A 22,490-nucleotide genomic window follows, 5' to 3' on the forward strand; every position below is an offset into this window, starting at 1 on the left:
TTCACCGTACCAAATCTCCTTATTAATAGCAGACCAATTGAATCGATTAGAATTTGTTTCTTTTTTGAAAAATCTCGCCGCCTCCTGAATACTAGGACATTCCGCGTTTAATTCTTCCCCTTTGAAAATATTTACGGGGATTTCGACTTTGTTTTGTATTATAGGTCCTTTTCTCTCTATATTGACACCTATCTATCTATTATTTTTATTCATCAGTATTAAGTTCAAAAAACTCCAAAACTTTATCAATAGTATATTGACTTCTCAATTTATAGGCACTGTTCTGATTTGCTTTTAAGCCCTTAACCCAATAAGCTTCCTCCTTAGATACATTGGCTAGCCATTTTACCTTAACTACATATTCACACTTCTCAAGATCTTCTACATCGTGAAGCATATTGGTTGCTTTGAGATTTAAATCTGACATTTTAACCTCTTTCTGATTAACCTTAAATGTAACATCTTTTATAGGTTTAACAGTATCTATTACTGTACCAATACCTACATATCCACTTTTTGGTATCATACAAAATATTCTAGCACCGACAAATAATTGGTTTAATGTTCTACTATACCAACGTCCTCCTCCTGCAGAAATAAATCCATACTTTACTGCATCTTCCCATTTTCTAGATGGCTTATCTTCAAAATTAACTACAAAGTCTTGTTTATTCCATTTTTCCTTTTTATTCTCTACTTTAATATTACTAGATTTCTCATCTATTACATTAGGATCTAAAAGCCAACTTCTAGTTAAAAAATGTTGTTCCCCTTCTTCGAAATATCGGAAGAAAACAGCATTGATTGGAACATCATAATTATTTGATAAGTAATTTATTATTCTCTCTGTCTCACTATCAAGTTGTGACGAAACAATTGTAATTTGGTGTGAGTCATTTAACTTGTCTGGTAAACTATCATCAAATTTTTCAGCAAATGCTTCTTCTAAGGGGGCGTTATTTTTATCTTCATATATTCTTAATACTTGATCATATGAGAGATTTTGCACCCAGGAAGCATAGTCTAATGCTTGAGCTACTACTTCTCTAGGTGCTCTATTTTTCTTTAATTCAATAATATGAAGGTTTCCCTCTCCATCTATTGCGAGCATATCTATATATTTTCCATATTCTGTTTGAACTTGTCTACCAATTAATAAAAGATCATAAGATAGAATAGACAAATCTTCCGACAATATATCTTCTAACTTTTTTTCTGATTCAATTACAGAGAAATCCACTTTTTTTATACCGCCATTTACCTTCCATATCCCAACTTCTATAGGCATATACTCACACCTTAATTTAATATTATTTAAGAGAAAAAATAGTAATTTTCGCACTTAGTTTTATAGTATAATATTACCATAATTTTCTAGGGGAAAGGTGACTATAATTGTCTAAAACAAAATCTTTAACACACGACGCAATAATGAAGACATTAGATTGGTCTTATGATAAAGCAATTAATGGTGGTGTCCCTGGAATGGACACCGCTATAGAATTAGCTGATAGTTACTTACAAAAGAGTGGGACCTTAGATGAAAAAGTTAAAAGTTTAATACTATGGCAAAACACCAAAAGTGCTACTAGTGGATTTTTAACAGGTCTGGGCGGACTCATTACATTACCTGTTGCTATACCCGCCAATATTACTAGCGTTATTTTAGTTCAAATGAGAATGGTTGCAGCTATTGCACATATGGGTGGTTATGATGTAAAAGATGACCAGGTTAAATCTTTTGTTTATGCCTGTTTAGCTGGAAATGGTGCTAAAGATATTCTTAAAAATGCAGGCGTTCAGATAGGAAAAAAAATTGCATTAACCGGTATTAAAAAAATTCCTTTCGAAATAATAAAAAAAATCAACCAAGCTGTAGGCTTTCGTTTACTTACAAAGTTTGGAGAAAAAGGAATCATAAATTTAGGTAAGATAGTCCCTTTAGCAGGAGGAATTGTTGGCGGTACCGTAGATGCAGTTGCTACGAATACTATAGGAAATGTTGCTTACAAGTTGTTTATTCAAAAGCAAAACTCTAAGAGAAATAATGAACCTGAAATTATTGATATATTATAGCATTAAAAGGTCTGGTTTAAATTTTCAGATAATTTTACAGTAAAATATTCAAAAAAAGAGCATTGAATGGACACTGTCAATGCTCTTTTTATCACTTAAATATCAAATTCTAGCCAGTTTCTAAAGCGTTTTGCAGCTTCTCCATCTGCAACAATCCCACTTTCAGGGCTTGTTGTGAAAGGTAGCCATTGCCAATCCTCACACCCGACAAAAGCTAATCTAGACCAATTATCGATAAATTCCACAAAGTTATTTGCAATTTTAAATCCGTGACCTTCTCCATCATCGTGACTAAGATAGACAATTGGGGCATCATCATTGCTATTCATATCAAAGGCTAAGTAATCACCATTACCTACTTCACAAAAAGCTAATTTGTTATGCCAGATCACATCATATTCATCTTTTGGATTAGGAAAAACATTTTCAACCCAGCCCATACGGTCTTCTTCAAATTGGGGAAGAAGTTCTAAACTCCAGTGTGGTGTTCCACAGAAAATCTCTCTGAACTCATTTGGTTGCTCCATATTATCAGGTAAGAACCAACGTAAGCTGAAGTTCCTTGAAAACTCTTTGAGAACTTTATTGAAACTTTCGGGTAGCTTGACCCCAAGTTGTTCCTCTGTTTTGATTATTTGTTCAAGCGAAGCTGGTTCATCAATAATGACTTCTTGAACTTCTCCACCAATCTCTTTAATCCTAGAAGTAATAGACTTAATTCTATTTCTTATTAATTCGTAATCCATCTCATCACCCCGCCATCATTTTAAATATAATATATCATTTATATTTAACTAGTGTACTTGCTCTGGTTATGAAAAAAGCTGCTCCCATTGAACAACCTCTTCCATTTTTATTTCATTGCCTTAAATTCACGAACTAGATCGTTATCAAAACCATATACACCCATTAAGAATAAGCCATTAACATATAACACACCTTCATTAGTACCACCTGCAATTAAACCTTGCTTTGCTTTCTCCAGATTTTCCGTACTCTTAAACTTATATATATCGCATTCTTCTACATTTTTTGTAGAAAAGTAATAACCTTCTACAGCTCCGATACTTTCAGACATTAATTTTTTTATAATTGGATATTTGATTTGGGGAGTTTCATATCGCAATGTTTTAATTATGTTCTATGGACACAAAATAATACTTGCAGCATTAACATAAAAAAACCCATAATTACAAGGAAAGCTTTTTTACAATTTGATATATATATTGGGAGGGAAAAACTTATGTTTAATGGCTATGAAAATGAAGACGATTATGTCCGTTCATTGAAAAAAAATGATACTTATTGTTTTTCATATAATTATGAGATTGTTGTAAACCGGTTTGGAGATGGTGATGATGATGTCGAGCTTGCAAATGCGACTGTAGATATTACTGTGTCTTGGGATGATTCATCAGTTCCTGGATATATATTATCTTGGAATGTGGATGCACCAACTTCTCTTCCGAATGAGTGGACAAATAGCAAAGAAGAAATAGTTGAGGAAGTTTGTGTTATGTACCTTTATAGTGACTTAGAAGCAAATGGAATTTCATCTGAGACTTTTAAGTTTTTGTAATATTACTATGCTATCGCTGATAGGAATGAAAACAAGCTATATTGGTGGAAAAAGAGTTTTAATAGATGTACTTAAAGTAACGGGGTGCTTTAGTTACATAAGAACATAAGTCGCAAATGCGGCTTTTTTTATTTAATATTTAGGGAATAATTGTAGTGAGGTGAATTTATGAAAAGTATTTTAATGGTAACATTTATCCTATTATTTACGATACCAAACGTTGTTTTCAGTGAAAGTATTGAAAGTATCGCAAATCCCAAATGCCCTCAAACCGAGAATCTAGTAAAGCCTAATTTTAAAGATAAAAAAGAATTAATAAGTGCTTTGAGTAAAATAATCCCAAAGGTATATGGAACAGATTCTAATTATAAAGAATGGCGAATTGAGAGACTTGAACCTGCTTCAAGTTTGACGGGATTCGAGAAAAACTACTATGGTATTGCAGTAACTTTTTGTGGTAAAGAAGTGGCTAATTACTCTTGGTTTGTTAGATTAAGATTTCCAAAACTTTTGCCAGCACAAAGTGCATCTCTCGGAGAAATATATATTGTAAAAGATATAAATAAAGGATTGATTCCTTGGTTCCAATATCATTAATGTTGTTCAATTAACTAATGCGTATGTTGAAGATCACGAGTCATAAAATTGGCTCGTTTTTTATTGAACAAAATGGCAGTTTAGTTGCTTAAGAAACCAAGTTATAATATTCAAAAAGGAAAAAATTCGGAGGAGAAAAGTGGAAAATATAATAAATCAATTAAATGATATTAAATTTAAATTAGATAATCCATTCCCATATAGAGATACAGATAAAATACAAGAAGATTTTAAATCAGAATTTTCAAGTCTGCCATATGAAAAAGATTGTTTATCTGGTGATTTCAATGATTTTTGTATGAATATTGCTGGTACACTAAGTTATGTCTTAGGCGGCAAACAAAATAAAGTCCCTAAGGGTCAGGTGGAATTATTACGGTTTTCATTTTTTGAACGATTTAGTCAATATAAATTTATAGAGAACAATCTTACTGAATATAAAGAGTTTAATCAGGAGTTCAAAGTTCACGAAGAAACCAGATGTTTGTTACTAGAGTTATTTGAAAAAAAATAATGCTTATTCAACTAACGCAGTGCATTAGTTGAACAACAAGATCGGCTGTTTAGTCGATTTTTTTTATTCAACAAAATGGCAGTTTAGTTGCATAAAAGAAAAGGTAATTTAAAGGGATTTATTGAAGAGATATGTTAGGAGGCGGTACAATGATAGGTATTTTAATGACGATTTTGTTCGTTGTAATCACGATTTATAAAATATTGAAAAACAGAAAAATAATAAAGGAACTAACAAGACTTCAGATTTCAGGTGTATTTTTAACCTATCTAATTACGATTTTTTTAATGTTTATTTGCGTTTATTACGGTGGTAATTGGATTGGAGGAAGCCTTTCAAATCTATTTGTAAGAAAATTAATTCAAATCATAGTTATTATTCTAACTCTTATTATATTTGGTAGCATTCTAGAAAAAACGCTTAACAAGATTACTAATGGGGTTCTTCCAAAAAATTAAAAGTTATTCAACTAACGCAATGCTTTAGTTGTACAACAAATAGAGGATGATCAAAAATGATCATCCTCTATTTCTCTATATAGCAGTTTAGTAGAATATGAAATATGCTTAAGAAAGTAAAAGCCTCTTACTTGTTAATTGGGTAGGAGGTTATTAAAGTTATTGATACTAAATTAATTTTGTTAACAATAACCACAGGTAATATAGAAAAAACTTTATTATTAAGTATTAATTTTAGTGTATACATTTATTATTGCTCATTCGTTGTATAAGTATAGGGAGGAACAAAGATGAAAAATGAAAATGTGCTCGCCTCCTATCTTATCAATTTAGGAGAGGAAGTGTACGTGTTATTGCTGGCGAGAGGAGCCAGAAAAGAGGATGCAGAAGATATCATTCAAGATACTTTTTACAAAGTCTATACACTGTTGAATGAGCTAACAGCGAGCAATATACGTCCTTGGTTTTTTAGAGTATCACTTAATCAATATATTGATTTAAAACGAAAAAAGGAGCAGCAAAACATTTACTTAACCGAGGAAATTTATTCAAAGCTTCAACACCTAGATTGCGAAATAGACAAGATTTTAAATAAGGACGAGATTTTTTATTTATTAAAAGACATCAAAAAAGAATACAAAGAAATTTTCTTTTTAAAGTATTACTATGATTTTTCATACGAGGAAATTGCTCTTATTTTAGATATTCGAGTAGATAGTGTCAAGCAAAAATTATATCGTTCACGTATATTTATCCACTCAAAAGTAGGAGGAAAACAATAATGGACAATTCGTTAAATGGAGCGTTAAAAAAGGCTAGGCGAAAACAACTAATTAAAATTATTATTACTTCAATTATTGTCGTATTATTTCTATTACCAATCCTTTATAAAACAGGTAATTATTTTGCGGCGCAAAGCTCTGCAAGACTTCACGAAAAACTTTTCCTACATAATGCCATTGCCGAACCGAATATTCAAATCGATTCTCAAGTAACAAGTAGTTCATCTATGTTTGGTGGTAACATTATCACAAATCGGTCCAAAAATATTAATGGCTATTTGGTTCAATGGAGCACACTCACAAGTTCGTATGATTGGATTCGTAACAATATAGATCATAATGAATTAATACCAGGCTTTCATTGGTCTGATAAAGAATTTTATGAGTATGACAAACAAACAAAAAATAAAGTTGCGACATTTTATAATCCATCTATTCAAAAATACTATGACGGTGTACAAAACGAACTAGGGGAAATTTCACAAATGAAGAATCACGTTGCGGAAGTTGCCATTTCTTTCAATCAACCTTATACCTTTCAAGAAATACAAACAAAAATTCCCGATAATTTAAACATTGTATGGTTATATATGACATCACCAATTGTCGATGAAAGTAAAGGGCCTTCAGGTGCTACGGTTTATGGGTTTGATCCATCTAATTCACCGAAAGAAGCGTATAATAGTTTTATTAATGCACTGGAGCAATATGAAGTTAATGGAGATTACGAGACAATCAAGGAGTTTTTAACTTCAAATAAAAATAAACCGTTTGATAAAGTGAAAATCATAGGAGTAATGCTTACTGGTCAAACAGAAAATTTCAAATCCATAGAAAATCAAGGTATTATTCGTGGTGCTTCAGTCGGTGCCACTGCACAAATCGTCCCCTATATTAAACCTGAAAAATAATAAGTAAGAGACCATTCACCTAGCTAAACTTTAAGCAACTAACTAATACATTAGTTGAACAACACGATCGGCTGAAAAGTCGATTTTTTATTGTACTAAATGGCAGGATAGTTGTGCGAAATGTTTCTAGTTTAAATTGAGAATGGTCACATTACTCCAGTAAAGGCTAGACAGTTCCTTTCGGAATTGAAGGATTATATCGAAGAATCAAATGATTGGGTAACGCCTTGAAGGGTTCTCTCTTAGTCGAATAGCATTTGATTTAGTAAGAATGATCGTGTTATAAGCTCGGCGAAAAGGCGTGAGAAATTACCGTACCAGTTCGGCTGACGAAAGCCTACTCGAGGGAGTGGTGTAATTCATGATGCTTGAGTTGAATGAATATGGTGAGAATGCGAATAAACCTACCATAAAAGGTTAAGCTGACGAACTTCTGAATGTACGGGTCTATACCTGCGATACATAGAAATGTGTATATCACCAAATTGTGAGGTTAGATGTGGATGAGTAAGACTAACTATTATGAAAATCCATGATACGTTACAGGCGTATGAATACTAACAGGCTTACAGGAAGCACCTAAGTTCATTCTATAATAGATATAATTCAACATTGTAAGCTGATAACGTAGAGGGCTTACTTCCTATGAAACGTTGGCAAGGAAATCATTAATGATACTAGTTACTGTATAACTTGTCTTTATATCAGTGAAAGTGGTGGCACAGTACCAATGAAATGTTTAATCCACATGGAGGGATAGCCACTAGACTAATGAAGATTTATTCAACCATGTAAGGCAGTTCTTTATCGATTAATAAGGTTCTTGTGAGACTAAAAGAGGTTTAACTTCGAAAGGAGCAACCGACTTATTGAAACGGGAGAAACTGAGACACAGTGAATATTACAGTATGCAAACTTGTTTTGACATACTTTATGCCCAAAGTGTCAGTGGTCATCACTTCTATGACTTAACAGAATTAATGTGTTCTGAAGATAATATTCGACTTGCTTACCGAAACATTAAAAGAAATACAGGTAGCAAAACTGCGGGAACAGATAAATTAACGATTGACGATATTATACATCTGTCAGTTACAGAAGTAATAGAAAAGGTTCAAACAATGTTCATGTGTTACGAGCCTCAAACAGTAAGGCGTGTTTTTATTCCGAAAGGAAAAGGAAAAACCAGACCTTTGGGGATTCCAACAATTTGGGATAGAATCTTTCAACAATGTATACTTCAAGTTTTAGAGCCAATTTGTGAAGCAAAATTCCATAAACATAGCTATGGATTCAGACCGAATCGTAGCACACACCATGCCAAAGCTAGATTCGAGTTTCTTATAAATCGAGTTGGACTCTACCATTGTATAGATGTAGATATAAAAGGATTCTTTGATAACGTTAATCATAGTAAATTACTAAAACAAATGTGGTCGCTAGGTATAAGGGATAAACCACTTCTTTCTATTATATCTAAACTGTTAAAAGCAGAGATTGAAGGTGTAGGTATTCCTACAAAAGGTACCCCACAAGGAGGAATATTATCTCCTTTACTTTCCAACATTGTATTAAATGAGTTGGATTGGTGGATTAGTAATCAATGGGAAACGTTTATAAGTAACCATACTTATTTGAGCAATGGCAGCAAGTATAAGTCCTTAAAGAGAACAGCTTTGAAGGAGTGCTTCATCGTCCGCTATGCGGACGATTTTAAGATAATGTGTAGGACAAGGTCACAGGCAATAAAAATGAATTACACATTGAAAGACTTCCTAAAAAACAGACTACACCTTGAATCCAGTGAAGAGAAATCCAAAATTATCAACGTAAAGAAGAACTCTTCCGAGTTTCTTGGCTTTTCAGTAAAAGCCATGAGAAAAGGAAAAACGTATGTAGCAAGGTCCGATATGTCGAAGAAGGCAAAATCCAACGCCTTCCAAAAAATAAAGGAATCTATAAAGTTGGTTAAGAAAAAACCTAGCAATCAGACTGTTTGGAATTTTAATACAGTGGTAATGGGAATCCAAAACTATTATTCTGTTGCCTCTCAAATTACTATTAATCTAAATAAGTTAAACTATCACCTGCGCAAAACGTTATACAATCAACTAAAGAATATTAGAACAGAGGCAAGTTTTCATGATATGACTAAGACCTTACAGAAAAGGTACAAAGGTTATGAAAGTAAGTTATATAAGATAAAGGAAATGGTTTTTGTCCCTATACATGCCCAACGGTGGAAATTACCACGTTGTTTTTCACAAACCACGTGTAACTTCACTGCCGAAGGAAGAGCAAAAATACATAATAGCTTAAAAGCTATCGATAAAAATATCCTTTCTTACATCATGAGAAACTACATTCCAAATCGATCAATTGAATACAATGACAATCGAATCAGTAAATTTATTGCCCAATATGGCAAATGTGCCATATTAGGAGTTGATTTAGGGATAAATGAATGGCATTGCCATCACATTAATCCTTATCATATTTCAAAAGATGATAGCTATTCAAATCTTATTATTATAGATAAAGATATACATAAACTGCTTCATCTAAAAGATAAAGATAAAATAGGAACACTTTTGAAATCCTTAAACCTTACTCAAAAACAAATGGAAAAAGTAAATTCATTAAGGCTAAAATGTCAGAATCAAACAATCTGAAATTGGAAGAAAAGCACTCTTCTGCTTAATACATAGAAAAGAATAAATTTGATTAGTTGGAACGCCGTATGCGGTGAAAGTCGCACGTACGGTGTGAACAGGGGGAAAAGGGAGCGATAACTTCAAACCCTTACCTATCTGTATGCATAATAAATCTTTAAATAAGAGCGATTATTTATTTGAATTTGCGATGAACTTCACAAAGAATAACCCAATTGACTTGTGTTTCTAAGCAAAAGATAATTAACTTATCAATATTTGAACTTGAGGGTGTCAAAATGGACAAAAAAAGGGGCATCAACAGCGTGTTAAAAAAATCATTTAAGATTTTAGCTATTATAAATGCATTTGTTTTGCTGAGTTACACTATATTTAACTGGAATGACCCTTCAGACCATAGTATGTTCATTTCCCAATTACTTCTTACAAGTATGCTCATTTTTGGTGGAATGGATAGTTTGCTAAGTGAGGACAAAAGAATGAGGTATGTGGGGATATTTTCTTTTGTAGTTGCGATTTATAGTGCATATGTTGTCTATATCAAATATATCTAGATGCATACATTAATCTTATTTAACTAACTAATGCGTTAGTTACATACAGAAAAAAGGAACTTCGCGTTAAACGAAGTTCCTTTTTTTATTCAATTAATCGGCCGCTCAGTTGGATAATCCATTGAATTTTTCTAAGGGCTTTTGTTTGTCAGAAGCATTAGCACTTACTACTCCACCAGTAGTCATAAGTGTTAGTGTAAAAATAATCGCTAAGAATAATGAATTGATTAAACTCATTGGTCATCACCTTTCAGTAAAATCTTGTTGATAGAATAATGAAAAAAAGCAACCTTCACCTTGAAGAATCGTAAATGTAGCTTAATAAAATTTCTATTAACAAATTCTTGACCTTATTTTGGATCATAAAAGACTGGAGCTGAATCAGCGTTCTTAATCCATAAATGTTCTTTCCCAGTTATACCATCTTTCATCCATACATCACCCTGAAAATCCTTTGCCTTCCTTCGAAAAAAAGAAAGATAAGATTTAACTATTTGAGGATCTTCGTCAAGTTCATTCATCCTTGGAAAAGAGATTTGTTGTTGCTCTCCTGTTCTTATGTTTATAGAATAAAGTGATGTGAACATAGTTGGTACAGGCCCTTCTTCCCACGCCTTGTTCTCTTTCGAGCGAGCCACAACTACCAAATCTTTAGAGTACCATTCCAGATCGAGGTCTACATATCCTTTTGGTGTGTATTCCTTTTGTTGTTTAGATGTTGGGATATCGGCAATCGTCATATTCTTGTTTTCAACAAAAAATCTTCCTTCTCCCGAGATATAGGCTAATTGATTTGCTAGAGGAGCCCACTTAAACCAGTCTTTATACCCTAACATTTTTCCCACTGATTGAAAGTGTTTTCCTTGTGATGATAAGACACATAACGTATTGCTATCCGCTGACCAAGAAGCTGTAGGAATAATTAAAAAGCTAACCCACTTCCCATCAGAACTCCACTTAAAATAATTTGCATCAATCCCGAACAAATCAGGCTCTTTAGTTTTAATAGTATAGAAATGCTTTATTTTATCTTTAGAAAGATTTGCATCTACTGGAATTCTATAAATCGGGATTGGGCCCCATCCAGTAGGACGTAAGCTGGATTGAGAGGAAACGATAAATTCTTTCCCGTTCGGAAACCAATCAAAACCACTAATCCCAAGTGAGATATTTTCAAACCCCTGTGGGCGACCGTTCTTTATATGAGTAACGTTTAATATACCTTGATCATTGTAAGCCAGTTGATTATTGATCGGTGACCATTTAAAGTCAGAGGTTACAACCCTTACATAAGGCTGGTAGCTTTCTTTTTCTTTTGTATCATAAATATATAAGTCCGTTTTTTCTCCCTTCTCATCACCATCGATATATCCAATAAACCGACCGTCATATGACCATTGCTGATTATACACATATCGATTCTGTGTAAGTTGTATTTCTTGCTCTCCCTTTTTTATCCATAGTTGGTGGTCACGGATAAATGCAGCAGTAAGTGGTGCTTCTGCACTGGCAATAGAAGAAAATTTATAACTGAATAATATCAGCAGTAATAATATCCGAAATAACAAGATCATCCCTCCTTCTTTTAGAATGACCATATATATTATCGCGATTCTCATTAAGCAATTATTTGTACCTTTTTAATTAAAACCTTCTTCAGGTAACCTAACCTTTACTTGAATAAAGAAAAAGCTTTATTCTTATTTAAGTAAAACCCCCGTTTATCTTTTAAGTATTGGTAGTTATATTTTAAGAAATTGTTGATGATTCTTATTTAATAACTTTTAACTAACCTGATATGTGGTGGTGAAGTCCAGAATTCACCCTTCACTTTAAGGATAGAATTCGGCATTAATAGTAAACTCCTGTTTAGCGTTTGGAGCCGCCGTTATATTGTAGTACCAGCAAGTGCACCAAATGCACTTCTGAGTCGCCCAGGTCTCGCTTTACCAACCGTTTCACCACGAAACGTACCACAACCCACCTTGCAATATGCAACGAGCACGGGATGTTTGAGTCCTAATAACCAAAAATGGAAGGCGTATTAGGATCAATCTGGGGAAACTAATTCCCTTCTAACGGGATGACATCACGATGGTAAGTCGTGAGCGAGGTTGACGGGAAACTCTAACAATTTTTTTACGTCTTTTTTGCATTATCCAATCGCCTACCGATAGATGAATGAGCACACTGCCAGTTATATTAAAATATTTCTTGGATATTAAATAATCAAAACCAATAAGACTTTTGATTTAGAAATTTAATGATTGATTTCCTATCCTATTGTTATTTTCGAAAAAATTAAATGATCCCTTGTCGATTAGATAAATTAAAAAGTATTTTTTGATACTGCTAGATTTGGATACAATTTAACATTTTTTATATAGAGAAATTTTGTTACTAGTCCGTGTTTTCTTAGAAAGAAGTAACAATTATCAGGACAAAAATCAGCAGCTTGCATTGTCAAAATTCCTGTCTAGACCTATTGTTTCTGCTATTTTTTATTGATGATAGCTGTTTAATGATTAATTCCTGATCTCTCATTCGCTCTAAAATTTGTTTCTTAAATAGCTCCTGACCTTGGAGAAAACCATCACTAAATCCTTGGTGATAACCAGATTGAAAAGAATTCTGTAAGGAATATTTGTTCTTTTCGTCCATAAAAACCGCCCCCTAATAAAAATATTTGTTCTTTTTTAAGAGTCTACACTGCGACTTGATAGATAGGAATTTAAAGAAACGATAATACGCTTGTTATGAAATCTTTCTAGCATTTGTTGCTCGACATCTAAAGGAAGTAAGTGAAATGAAAGTAGAATGTCTATGACAACCCTGTATCGATCAATATCTCGTTCAGACAAAATTCCCTTTAACATATACTCTTGCAACTTTTCAAGGGAAACCTGTCCATAATTTATTAAAAATTCAGCACCCAAATCATTAAAAATCTTATAGGTGTTATATTCAGGTTGGCATTTAACAAGAGAAAGGCTCCCGTAATTAAAGGTGATTTTTTTTTCCTTTTGAAGAATTGGGCAATGTAACATTCTTTGCTTGGCCATATCATATAAATATTGCATTTTCTTGTGGATTTCATAGAACCTGTTAAACAAAACAGCAAGACTATCTATATCCAAATTTTCCAAAGAAGTAACACAAGGTGCGATTATATCTATCCCTCCCTCAGGTTTCAGAGTAGGTCTTACATAAAATTTATCTTGTTGACGGAAAGGTTCTAGTCGTTTAACTAAATCCGGATTATCTTTAATACATTTATGAGAGATCTTTACAACAGCAGGAAGGATACCTATGTTATGCAAATAATCATTTAGAGCAACTTGATCTGTATAATGATATTTTTTTCTTCGAGTAAACTTCGCCACCAAATTATGTTTGAGAAATTCAATTCTACTCCCCTCGTAAGAATGTAATCGATTACGGAATTCTTCCTTGATTATTTTTAAATACTTTTCAGCTTTCTTGTATTCCTGATATATCCCCTGCTCAAGTAATTGTACAGCGATATGTTCTGCATTTATTATCATTATAATTAGCCTCCTTTTCTTTACTCTTAGAATTACCAAACATACGTTTGTTTATCCGAAAAAATAAGAACGAGTGTTTCTAAATGATTATATAAAAACAATTTAAACGTGCAATTAACTTTGATCAATTTTACGAAGAAGTTAGGTACCTTTTGTTTTTTTGCACATTAAATTAGGCTTTTTGGGTTACATTTCGAATTATATTATTTCCTAGAATAGAGGGTTATGGGGTCAAAAAGGCAGCATTCAGAAAGAATGCTGCCTTTTTATGAATAGTAATGATGTAATAATATTATACTTTAATTGCATAAAAAAAGTGTTAGATTCCATTGTTATTTGCATAGTTACAAATATATAATTGAAAGAAATGTTATACTGCATTAAAAATTCCACTAACTTATTTATTAAAGGAGAAATTAATGAAAAAGTTAAATAAAAAATCACTTTCTTTAGCATTGACAGCAGCTGTTTTTATTTTTTTACTGATTCCTTACTTAACTAATATGCTTATGTTTATCCGACCATTTAATTGGCTTGTTCCTACAGGAATCGCAGAAGATAACGTTTGGATTGGATATATAGCAACATACTACGGAGCGATCATAGGTGGGCTTATATCAGGATTATTTACTTATTTAGGAGTTTTCAAGACACTTAAAGTACAAAAATCCAATGATAATAAAGAACTTAATCAAAAACATAGGGCAATCCTCGAACTCCAAGAGATTTATGGCGCAGAACTCTTTTTAAGAAATTTAAAGAGAAAAAAAGGGCGATTAATTATTACTCAACAATACAAAAATGCGATTTCATTAGATTTATCTGATGCACATTTCAATTATATACAATTTCATAATTCAGGACCCGGTAAGATTTTTAATTGTTTGATTAAAATTGAAATAGAATATTTTCCAACGGGAGGAACCTTTATAACTCAGGTAAAAGTTCCAATCATTTTTGAAGATGAAAATATTTATGTTCCAATTGATAAAATAATAGATGAAAAAAATGAAATCTTATCCGGTAAGGAATATTTCATTAAACACATTTATACTGAATATGAAACTTTTGCTCAGGAGACTATTAGAATAGTGAGAGATACAAGGGAAGTGAATAACAAAAGAACTAGTTTCGACCAATACAGTATTAAATACAAAAATGGTAGTGATTTTGTCCATCTCTATTCCATTGAAGGGTCAGAAAACGAATGGTATCTTTTAGAAGATATTGATGTAAGTTAAAGCAACAAATCGAAAAAGACCAAAACCATTCTATCTTGCTAGGGATTATTATTCGATTAAAAGATGTAGTTTATAATTATAAAAAGGGGGCTTAAAGTATTCATTTGAATACTTTAAGCCCCCTTTTTATATATCATTTTGTATTCATTAGCAATTTCGCAAACAATTTCATAATAACTTTTTTAAAATTATAGCCATTAATTTTGCAGTAATAACGCTTCCTATCCTAATTGAATCACCTAACGAAGGTATTAGCCCTCTTTTTAATACACTCCCGATATTCACAAAGAATTATTTTTCTTTCTCTTGTGGATGATCCACCATTATTTAAAATTGTTTTTATATCAATTGCAGTAAACACAAACTGTTTTGTTCTAATCCCTATAAAAATTTTTACCTCACCCTAAACTTCGGGGATCAAAACTTATCGAATTAAAATATGAAATATCCAGTACAAAACGTTAACTTTTATCTCGTACCCATTCGAATAGTGTTTTTTTCAACTTCTCTATTACAATTTCCACTAGATTTTCCACGGTTTCTACAGTTGATTTAACGCCGTTTATTTCTAGATAAACCTCAGGTTTTTCATAATTAGCATATATTTTAATTTCAAAATTATTTTCTTCATAGGCTAACCTAAAGAATGTTAACTCGAGTTCGTTTGTTGATTCAAAAATTATTAAATCTGATCCTTTTCTAAAAGTATCTACATATTTATTATCAATCTTTTCCCAATCGTAAATGAAGTGAAATTCTTTTACCAATGTTTCATTTAATAGTTTCGAAACATTCCTCTCAAGTTTGTTAGAGAAACGGGGCTTAATAATGTGTTTGAACTGTAACTCGTGGCTTTTCAATTTTTCTAACTTTGATGTCAAAACGAGAATTTGTTCTTTTTGTATATTTGATTTTTTATTATCAGAATATTGATTTAAAATCCCCTCTATTATATCAGTATCTAAAATATCTACTTTATCTTTGACATCATTTAAACTCTCCCAAGAATATCCCAATGTTCTTGTGGTAGTAAGATACATATAGTTTGAAAAGAACGCCTCAATATATTTGTCTTTTAACCCCCATAATTCTCCTTCAAATATTTTATAATAATCTAACAATGCTATAACATAACGTTTATATAAATAAAAATCGTTTATAGTTTTAGCACGTGAAACTAGACTTTCTAGTAATATTTTTGAATAACCCCTTTCTACAAATAGTTCGTTTACCTTATCGTCGATTTGTAACAGGTCGATGATTGCTAAAAGGTGGTTATCCTCTACAGATAGGATGTCAGTTAATTTCGGTTCAAAAGTTGTAATAATTTCATTTCCTGACCTAGACAATAACATAAAAAATGCCTTATCCGCTTCTTTTCTTACTGATTCCTCTACTACGAAACTATTAAAGATGTGGCTCAATACTTGATCCAGTTTTTCTGATTCTATTACTTTATTGATTAAGTCAATATATTCTGCTTGTCCTAAGGAGGTTCGACTTATAAGTTCCTCAGCTACTTTCTCCCAATGAACTTCAACCTGTTCTAAGTCATTCCACTTAGTTTGAACTAATCTTATAAGAAGATTAAAAAAATCAAGTATTTCTATCTCATCAATTATTTGCATAGAATATATACTCTCGTAAAATAACCGGTCAATTTTATTTATTTGCCCGCGGTTTACCCAATATATTTTTTTCTTTTCAAGTTGATTCCCTTTTATTTGATCTATTACCTCAGATAAGAGACTCCTTATATTAGGATCAGATAAACTATAACCAAGAAAGACAATATTATTTTCCATAAAAGTTGAGTAAAGCTTGTAAAATATGTATTTATTACTTGTGTTAAACTCTTGATAATTCTTTTCGGTAATTATAATACCGTTGTCTTCATCTGTAACACACCCGTGAATTTTATATAGTTTAATATTTCTTTTCAGGTTACGAATATTTTTGTGATTAATACTCTCAAGATTTCTATGAATTACTGATACTTTTTCAATACAATATTCAAGGTTCGTATCATAATTTGTAGTAATAATTTCATTGATATAATCTCCAAAACTATTAAAAGCTTCACTATATTCTTTATACTTATAACTATTATTTATTCTCTTATCCTCATATTGAATAATTTTTTTTCTTATTTCAGATTGAATGTCTTGTTTACCTTCTTGTTTAAGTAAAATATCAACGTATCCTGCTAATCTTAAAAAATCTACTCCAATCAAATTTTCTAACATTAGTTGGTTTATCTTTTCATAATCTGAATGCACTTGATTTGATATCAAATAAAATAGACTTGAATTTTTTATCTTATCCAAAAGGTTATTTTCTGTAATTATTTCTTTTAATAACTCTCCCCATCCTGGATACCCTAGGTCTCTAGAAAATCCCGCGCCGATAAAGAATACAATTTTATTACCTATTAAATCTGTTGCAATATTACTTACTTTTTTTATTTGATATTCACTGTGAAATACCATAAAACTAACCCCTTTTTTTGCTTACTTTAATAATAGAACATCTTAAATAGTCAGAATGCTAATCAGTTAAACTCTAATCCTAATACATCTTAAAAAATACAGTACATAATGGATAATATAGATTTTTTCCTTTTTAAAAGGAAATAAGCAAATTTAATTAAAAAATAAAAAAAGAATAGATTTGAGAGAGAAAACTTGAAATCGAACCCTAATTAACACCATAATTAGTAGCAATAGTGATAACTAAAATAAGCCAAGACCTAACAGGACTTTGACTTACTTTTAATTCCCTTTTGTAATTTCAAGGATTGTATGCTTGTCTAATCTATCAATCTATGCTCTAAAAGTCCGAGATAACATTACTCTTGCTGAGGGGTAAATACTAATAATAACTATTTTCAGCATATGCACTAAATCAAACACACATTCTAATACTAAGTGTAATAATTAAACTTCTTAATCAATACTTAAAAACCTATATTTTCTTTCATCCTCAGCACTTTGCATAAATAGTTCTATTCTAGTAGCCACGAATTTTTTTATAGGAATTAATTTTATTCCTAAGTCGATTTCATTTATTTTATCTTGGATATATCTCCAATCAGTAGCTTCTATATCGCTAAATAACTGATTTCCATTAAAACTTCTATTTTTTTGTATCCACAAAATTTTTGAAAATATTTGCAAATCTTGATTATGACTTACAAATGTTTTAATTACATCTTCGAACCAATCATTTCTTGTATTATGAATAATATTAATAATTACATTCATTTTATCAATACTCTTATGATTCCTTTTAACATAATCTAAAATAAATTCTTTAGCCCGTGTTATATTTTGAATATCTATATCTTTAAAAAATACATTACAAAAGTGCTCCGTTATAACATAGTGGCGTTCTTTCTCTGATGTAAATTCAAATATTTTTTCTAATGCATTTACTATATTTTCTATATCCCATATAAATCCTAAACTACTTGTTTTTTTGAATTTCTTCTTTTTTTCGGAATAGAGATTTTCTGTAAATTCAATTAGAAAGTCTGGATTTCTATTTAAGATATATCTTAATATTTTACCATTGTAATCAAAATAAGAATTCATTATAGACTGTTGAATGTACGTTTCTTTAATAGTTTTAAAATTATCAAATGATTCAAGATATAGATTTAGAGAATTATCCCTATTATTAAGTATTATTTTATTATTTCTTTTTCTATTTTCTATAGTAATTGTTTCCAATAGAATGTCATTAAAATTTTCTTTCATATCTAGGTGGTTTAACCTATCAAATGATATATATACAGTTTCATCTATAGCTTTTATAAATTCAATAAATTTATAAACAAGGTCTATTTCAAACAATGAAGTTTCTATGTTTTCATAAAAAGAAATTACCCATTTCAATCTATGATTGAATGCTTTTTTTTCTAATATTGTCAGAAACTTTTCTACTAGATCGGAATTATTTAAATGATTTCTAAACACTAAATCAGGCACATAATTTAAATAATCATTTTTATCAATTATTAAATCAATCAGTTCTATACCGATTTGACTATTTTTTTTGATGTTTTCATCAACAACAACATCTAACAACATATTTTGATTCGAATTATTTTTTTTAAATCTAATTAAATAGAGATATTTTTCAAAGAATTCATTAGCTTCTTCTGTAGATTGAAATACAAACGATTTTCTTATTTCTTGCTCTTTTAAGTTCTTGTACTCTACTTGATCATCAAACTCATACATTTCTTTATCACGAATTCTATCCCAATCAACTTTTATAAACATTTCATATAGTTCATTACAATATTTTAATTTTAATATATCTATATTAGAATCCGTAATTGAATTATTGCTTAAATATCTTAAGTATTTCTGTACAAATAAACAGTGTTCGAAATTTTCCATATCCAAGTGCTTCTCAATTATTACTAAAATAAATTCTTTGTCAAAATTAACTATATCTTCATTATCTGCATACACATCACAATAAGATGATAATAAATCTAAACTTAATATAGAGTTAAAGCAAAAATTATTAATTACACTATTCCATATATTTTTTCTAAATAATCTTAATTTTCCGATATTTGGTAAATGATATTTATAAAATGTGATTTTATTCTCTCTTGCAGCTTTGTGAACTTCAAAGGTAAATTTCAGAAAAGTTTTTGCCAATTCATAAAATGCTACAGTATATAATGTATCTCCTTTATTTAGTCCATTAATTAATACCTCAAACAATATTTGCTGCTTGTAATACCCATAATGTTCATCTTCCTTTTCAAATGAAAATGTCTCTTTAATTTTGTGTATTAACTCTGGCAGATGATTTGGTTGTTTTCTAATAAATTCAAAACTTAGTTCAAGGATGTTTTTTAATTCTGTAGGAATATAATTGAAATAATTACCTATTAACTCGATTACACCATTTTTATTATATGCAAACTGATTTCGCTCATAAAATGTAGTATATTCTTGTAGTTCTACTTCGGGTAGTCCCATTATTTTCTCAAAGAGATATTCTAATACTTCATTTTGTAAATAAAACCAAAAAGTAGATAAAAATTCAAAACCTTGCTCAGGCGTTAATATACTATTCATATAATTTACTAGTGAAGGTCTTACTTTATCCATCACTTTTTTTGCACCAAATGAATTGTTTGCGGCAATTACACAGTCTTTAAATCGATTTGGTTTTAAAGCATAAAACTTTTCAATTAATAGTTCAAAAGATAAATATTCTTTATCAATAAAAGCCGAATAGAAAAAGTAATTTGAAATATTTTGTTCTGATACCTTCACATAATTATACTTAGTTTCTACTATTTCCCATTTTTCGAGTATTTCTATCGTGTCTACAAACTTATAATAATTAATGTCGAATTCTTTAATTATCGGTTCAATTAATTGTTTATCTTTATAAGGTAGTGTATGAAAAAACGAAATTACCCCTAAACATTGGATGATAAATTTATCCTCTAAATTAATTTTATCGTTAATAAAAGTTGTAAAGTATTTCTCAAAAAGCTCAGAAATATTATGCAATACAGACAAGTCTTGTTTATCAATTGCTAACAATGACGCCATTATAGCTAATCTAGGATTACCATCTGCAATTGCAATTATTTCATTTTGATATTTTTCATTTAAAATTCCAAAAGGTGCAGCTTTTATGATATCTATCATATGTTCATCATTAAGTTTTTCAATAGATAAGACTGTATTAGATAAACTACTGCATAAGTTTTTTATTTCATTCGTAGCATAATCTCTTACCGTAATAACAATTTTTAAACTTCCTTTTCTAGCTACCTTATAAAATCCTAAAATCTGATTAAATGCATCTATTCTATTTGCATCATCAACAAATAAAATATAATCCTGATTAGGATTAAAATATTCATATAAATCTTGTAACAAATCGAAATTTTTATAAGAAATGCAGTAAGCATTATATTGTGTATGCTCTGTTAAAAATTCCCCAATTGTTTCTATAGCTAATTTTGTTTTTCCCACTCCTGCGGCACCGTTTAATATTACAAAATCGAAATTACTTATTGCATTTTTTAATTCATTCTTTTCTTCTTCTCTATGTAAAAAAGTATTATCTAAAGGTGTAGCAATCCCATTTGAGGCTTTATTATATTCTTCAATAAACAGTTCCAAGGAAACTATTTGTCCTGTATCAAATGCTAAATCTAAATATTGATGGACCAAATCACGATGTTGTGAGTTTAATTCCAAAGCAAGTGAATCCAAAGTAATCAATGTTAATGTAATGCCTTTGTTTTCTATCAAATAATTTAGTTCGTTTAACATTCTACTTTTTAAATTAAAATTCATACACAATACAATTTCTTTAATTTTTTCTAAGGCTATACCGGTTTTCTCTTGATCAAGACACTTTTCAATATCTTCTTTTAATTTTTTAACCCCAGCTGATATGTTTGTAGAATATTCAACAAAAATATATTTCCCATTTGGTAATAAAAAAAAGGAATCAGGGGTTCCCTTAGTAGTCTTTTGTTTTCCCGTTTGACTTCCTGTCCTTGCAAAAGATGCATAATTTGAATAGCGTAAAATTAAATAGCTATCACATAACTCTTGAAAAACTGTCTCATTTATTTCCATCAGTCTATTTTCAATTGTTTGAAGTCTACTCATAAGAATCTCCTTTTTAATTTTTCGAAACACTGGTTACTAACTCCCAAAACAATTTAGCACACATAAATCATATCACCTCTACATTTACAGCGGAGGTTTTTTTATTTGTATATAAACTTCTGAAACACCCCCAATATTTCATTTTTCAATCAATAAAACAACTAAATAAACCTTTTTTTTAATTTTTTATTTTTAACTATTGGTTTTTCAAGAAGTTATTGAATATAATTCATTCGAAAAATTATAAGCAAGAAATTAAGAAGTAAATAAACCAATAATTAAACACTTAAATATAAGAATCAGTATTGAGCTTTAGTTACTTCCTTTTTTCTGACAAATATATAACCGAAATAAGGAGAGAGAATTTTGAAAGTTATCCGCTGCTATGCTACACAAGAAAATGCACTTAATGCAAGTGCTATTATCCAAGATTTATTAATCTCTAAATTAGAAAGAATGCTAGATTATCCATTAAATCAAAAAGAACTATCAGATAAAAAAGAACAGTTAGGAAGTGAATGTGCTTGATATACACAAATCAAGATAGAACATTAACTAGATTAGAATTAAACACCTTTACAGAAAAATTAAAGAAACTTCAGAAGGAAGGCCACTTATCACAATTCCTACTAGAGCAATTTCTTACTTACGGGAGGTTAAAAGATGAAAGAAACTAACATCAAGTCTTTCCCTGGTCAAGAGAAAGGAATTATCAAAATAATTATTAAGACCACAGATAAAGAGGAATCTGTTCAACTAAGACTAGATTTGAAATTTGAAGATTAGTGCTCAAGCAATAGTTAGTTATATTGCTTACTCGTATAAACACACTTATTTCCGTCAAAGATGAAATGCGGAGGTGTGTTTATGCGGAAGAAAATTAATATACAAGCAGA

The 22,490-nt window shown here is 30.5% G+C and carries 20 protein-coding genes; 11 read left to right on the top strand and 9 right to left on the bottom strand.

The window, feature by feature from the left end:
- Positions 1 to 205: 205 nt before the first annotated feature.
- The gene (locus ACSBO6_RS18675) at positions 206 to 1,288 is read right to left on the bottom strand and encodes a DUF8606 domain-containing protein (RefSeq protein ID WP_498843804.1); all 1,083 of its coding nucleotides are present in this window, start codon (positions 1,286 to 1,288) and stop codon (positions 206 to 208) included.
- Between the two features lie 107 nt (positions 1,289 to 1,395).
- On the opposite strand from ACSBO6_RS18675, the gene ACSBO6_RS18680 reads away from it, so the two are divergent.
- Positions 1,396 to 2,076: an EcsC family protein gene (locus ACSBO6_RS18680; protein WP_498843805.1), complete on the top strand. Its 681-nt coding sequence runs from the start codon at positions 1,396 to 1,398 to the stop codon at positions 2,074 to 2,076.
- A 95-nt stretch (positions 2,077 to 2,171) separates the two neighbouring features.
- Here the strand turns inward: ACSBO6_RS18680 and ACSBO6_RS18685 are convergent, their stop codons facing one another.
- Both ACSBO6_RS18685 and ACSBO6_RS18690 read right to left on the bottom strand, forming a co-directional pair.
- A complete protein-coding gene (locus ACSBO6_RS18685; protein WP_498843806.1) occupies positions 2,172 to 2,822 on the bottom strand; it encodes an SMI1/KNR4 family protein in 651 nt (216 codons plus the stop codon).
- 107 nt (positions 2,823 to 2,929) lie between these two features.
- Positions 2,930 to 3,154 (bottom strand): hypothetical protein, encoded by a 225-nt coding sequence (locus ACSBO6_RS18690; RefSeq protein ID WP_498843807.1) that lies wholly within the window; start codon positions 3,152 to 3,154, stop codon positions 2,930 to 2,932.
- A gap of 165 nt (positions 3,155 to 3,319) precedes the next feature.
- Here ACSBO6_RS18690 and ACSBO6_RS18695 point away from each other — a divergent pair, with 165 nt between their 5' ends.
- The 7 genes from ACSBO6_RS18695 (at position 3,320) to ltrA (ending at position 9,589) form a co-directional block, all read left to right on the top strand.
- Entirely contained in the window at positions 3,320 to 3,655 is a 336-nt protein-coding gene (locus tag ACSBO6_RS18695) for a hypothetical protein (RefSeq protein WP_498843808.1), read from the top strand.
- 168 nt (positions 3,656 to 3,823) lie between these two features.
- On the top strand, positions 3,824 to 4,252 hold the full coding sequence (locus tag ACSBO6_RS18700; RefSeq protein WP_498843809.1) for a hypothetical protein: 429 nt from the start codon (positions 3,824 to 3,826) through the stop codon (positions 4,250 to 4,252).
- A 139-nt stretch (positions 4,253 to 4,391) separates the two neighbouring features.
- Positions 4,392 to 4,766 carry a YxiJ family protein gene (locus ACSBO6_RS18705; protein WP_498843810.1) on the top strand — a complete coding sequence of 125 codons (375 nt, stop codon included), beginning with the start codon at positions 4,392 to 4,394 and terminating at the stop codon, positions 4,764 to 4,766.
- A gap of 149 nt (positions 4,767 to 4,915) precedes the next feature.
- Positions 4,916 to 5,224, top strand: coding sequence for a hypothetical protein (locus ACSBO6_RS18710; RefSeq protein ID WP_498843811.1), 309 nt, complete (start codon positions 4,916 to 4,918; stop codon positions 5,222 to 5,224).
- A 290-nt stretch (positions 5,225 to 5,514) separates the two neighbouring features.
- Entirely contained in the window at positions 5,515 to 6,006 is a 492-nt protein-coding gene (locus ACSBO6_RS18715) for an RNA polymerase sigma factor (protein WP_498843812.1), read from the top strand.
- Positions 6,006 to 6,917: a sigma factor regulator N-terminal domain-containing protein gene (locus ACSBO6_RS18720; protein ID WP_498843813.1), complete on the top strand. Its 912-nt coding sequence runs from the start codon at positions 6,006 to 6,008 to the stop codon at positions 6,915 to 6,917. Before ACSBO6_RS18715 ends, ACSBO6_RS18720 begins: the two co-directional genes overlap by 1 nt.
- 869 nt (positions 6,918 to 7,786) lie before the next feature.
- Positions 7,787 to 9,589 (top strand): group II intron reverse transcriptase/maturase, encoded by a 1,803-nt coding sequence (gene ltrA, locus ACSBO6_RS18725; RefSeq protein WP_498843814.1) that lies wholly within the window; start codon positions 7,787 to 7,789, stop codon positions 9,587 to 9,589.
- A gap of 659 nt (positions 9,590 to 10,248) precedes the next feature.
- Here ltrA and ACSBO6_RS18730 read toward each other — a convergent pair.
- From ACSBO6_RS18730 to ACSBO6_RS18745, 4 genes are all read right to left on the bottom strand, one after another.
- On the bottom strand, positions 10,249 to 10,380 hold the full coding sequence (locus ACSBO6_RS18730; protein ID WP_498843815.1) for a hypothetical protein: 132 nt from the start codon (positions 10,378 to 10,380) through the stop codon (positions 10,249 to 10,251).
- A gap of 113 nt (positions 10,381 to 10,493) precedes the next feature.
- Positions 10,494 to 11,711 (bottom strand): TolB-like translocation protein, encoded by a 1,218-nt coding sequence (locus ACSBO6_RS18735; protein WP_498843816.1) that lies wholly within the window; start codon positions 11,709 to 11,711, stop codon positions 10,494 to 10,496.
- A gap of 895 nt (positions 11,712 to 12,606) precedes the next feature.
- Positions 12,607 to 12,804, bottom strand: a complete 198-nt coding sequence (locus ACSBO6_RS18740; RefSeq protein ID WP_498843817.1) for a hypothetical protein — start codon at positions 12,802 to 12,804, stop codon at positions 12,607 to 12,609.
- 35 nt (positions 12,805 to 12,839) lie between these two features.
- A complete protein-coding gene (locus tag ACSBO6_RS18745) occupies positions 12,840 to 13,688 on the bottom strand; it encodes a hypothetical protein (protein WP_498843818.1) in 849 nt (282 codons plus the stop codon).
- A 419-nt stretch (positions 13,689 to 14,107) separates the two neighbouring features.
- Here ACSBO6_RS18745 and ACSBO6_RS18750 point away from each other — a divergent pair, with 419 nt between their 5' ends.
- A complete protein-coding gene (locus ACSBO6_RS18750; RefSeq protein WP_498843819.1) occupies positions 14,108 to 14,929 on the top strand; it encodes a hypothetical protein in 822 nt (273 codons plus the stop codon).
- Positions 14,930 to 15,390: 461 nt separating this feature from the next.
- On the opposite strand, the gene ACSBO6_RS18755 is transcribed toward ACSBO6_RS18750, so the two are convergent.
- Together ACSBO6_RS18755 and ACSBO6_RS18760 are read right to left on the bottom strand one after the other, a co-directional pair.
- On the bottom strand, positions 15,391 to 17,418 hold the full coding sequence (locus ACSBO6_RS18755) for an SIR2 family protein (protein ID WP_498843820.1): 2,028 nt from the start codon (positions 17,416 to 17,418) through the stop codon (positions 15,391 to 15,393).
- 456 nt (positions 17,419 to 17,874) lie between these two features.
- The gene (locus ACSBO6_RS18760; protein WP_498843821.1) at positions 17,875 to 21,594 is read right to left on the bottom strand and encodes an nSTAND3 domain-containing NTPase; all 3,720 of its coding nucleotides are present in this window, start codon (positions 21,592 to 21,594) and stop codon (positions 17,875 to 17,877) included.
- 366 nt (positions 21,595 to 21,960) lie between these two features.
- Here ACSBO6_RS18760 and ACSBO6_RS18765 point away from each other — a divergent pair, with 366 nt between their 5' ends.
- Together ACSBO6_RS18765 and ACSBO6_RS18770 are read left to right on the top strand one after the other, a co-directional pair.
- Positions 21,961 to 22,122: a hypothetical protein gene (locus ACSBO6_RS18765; protein ID WP_498843822.1), complete on the top strand. Its 162-nt coding sequence runs from the start codon at positions 21,961 to 21,963 to the stop codon at positions 22,120 to 22,122.
- A 135-nt stretch (positions 22,123 to 22,257) separates the two neighbouring features.
- On the top strand, positions 22,258 to 22,380 hold the full coding sequence (locus tag ACSBO6_RS18770; RefSeq protein ID WP_280635608.1) for a hypothetical protein: 123 nt from the start codon (positions 22,258 to 22,260) through the stop codon (positions 22,378 to 22,380).
- The last annotated feature ends 110 nt before the right edge of the window (positions 22,381 to 22,490 follow it).

The sequence above is a fragment of the Bacillus sp. AL-1R genome, assembly GCF_052180195.1.
Taxonomy (GTDB): domain Bacteria; phylum Bacillota; class Bacilli; order Bacillales; family Bacillaceae_G; genus Gottfriedia.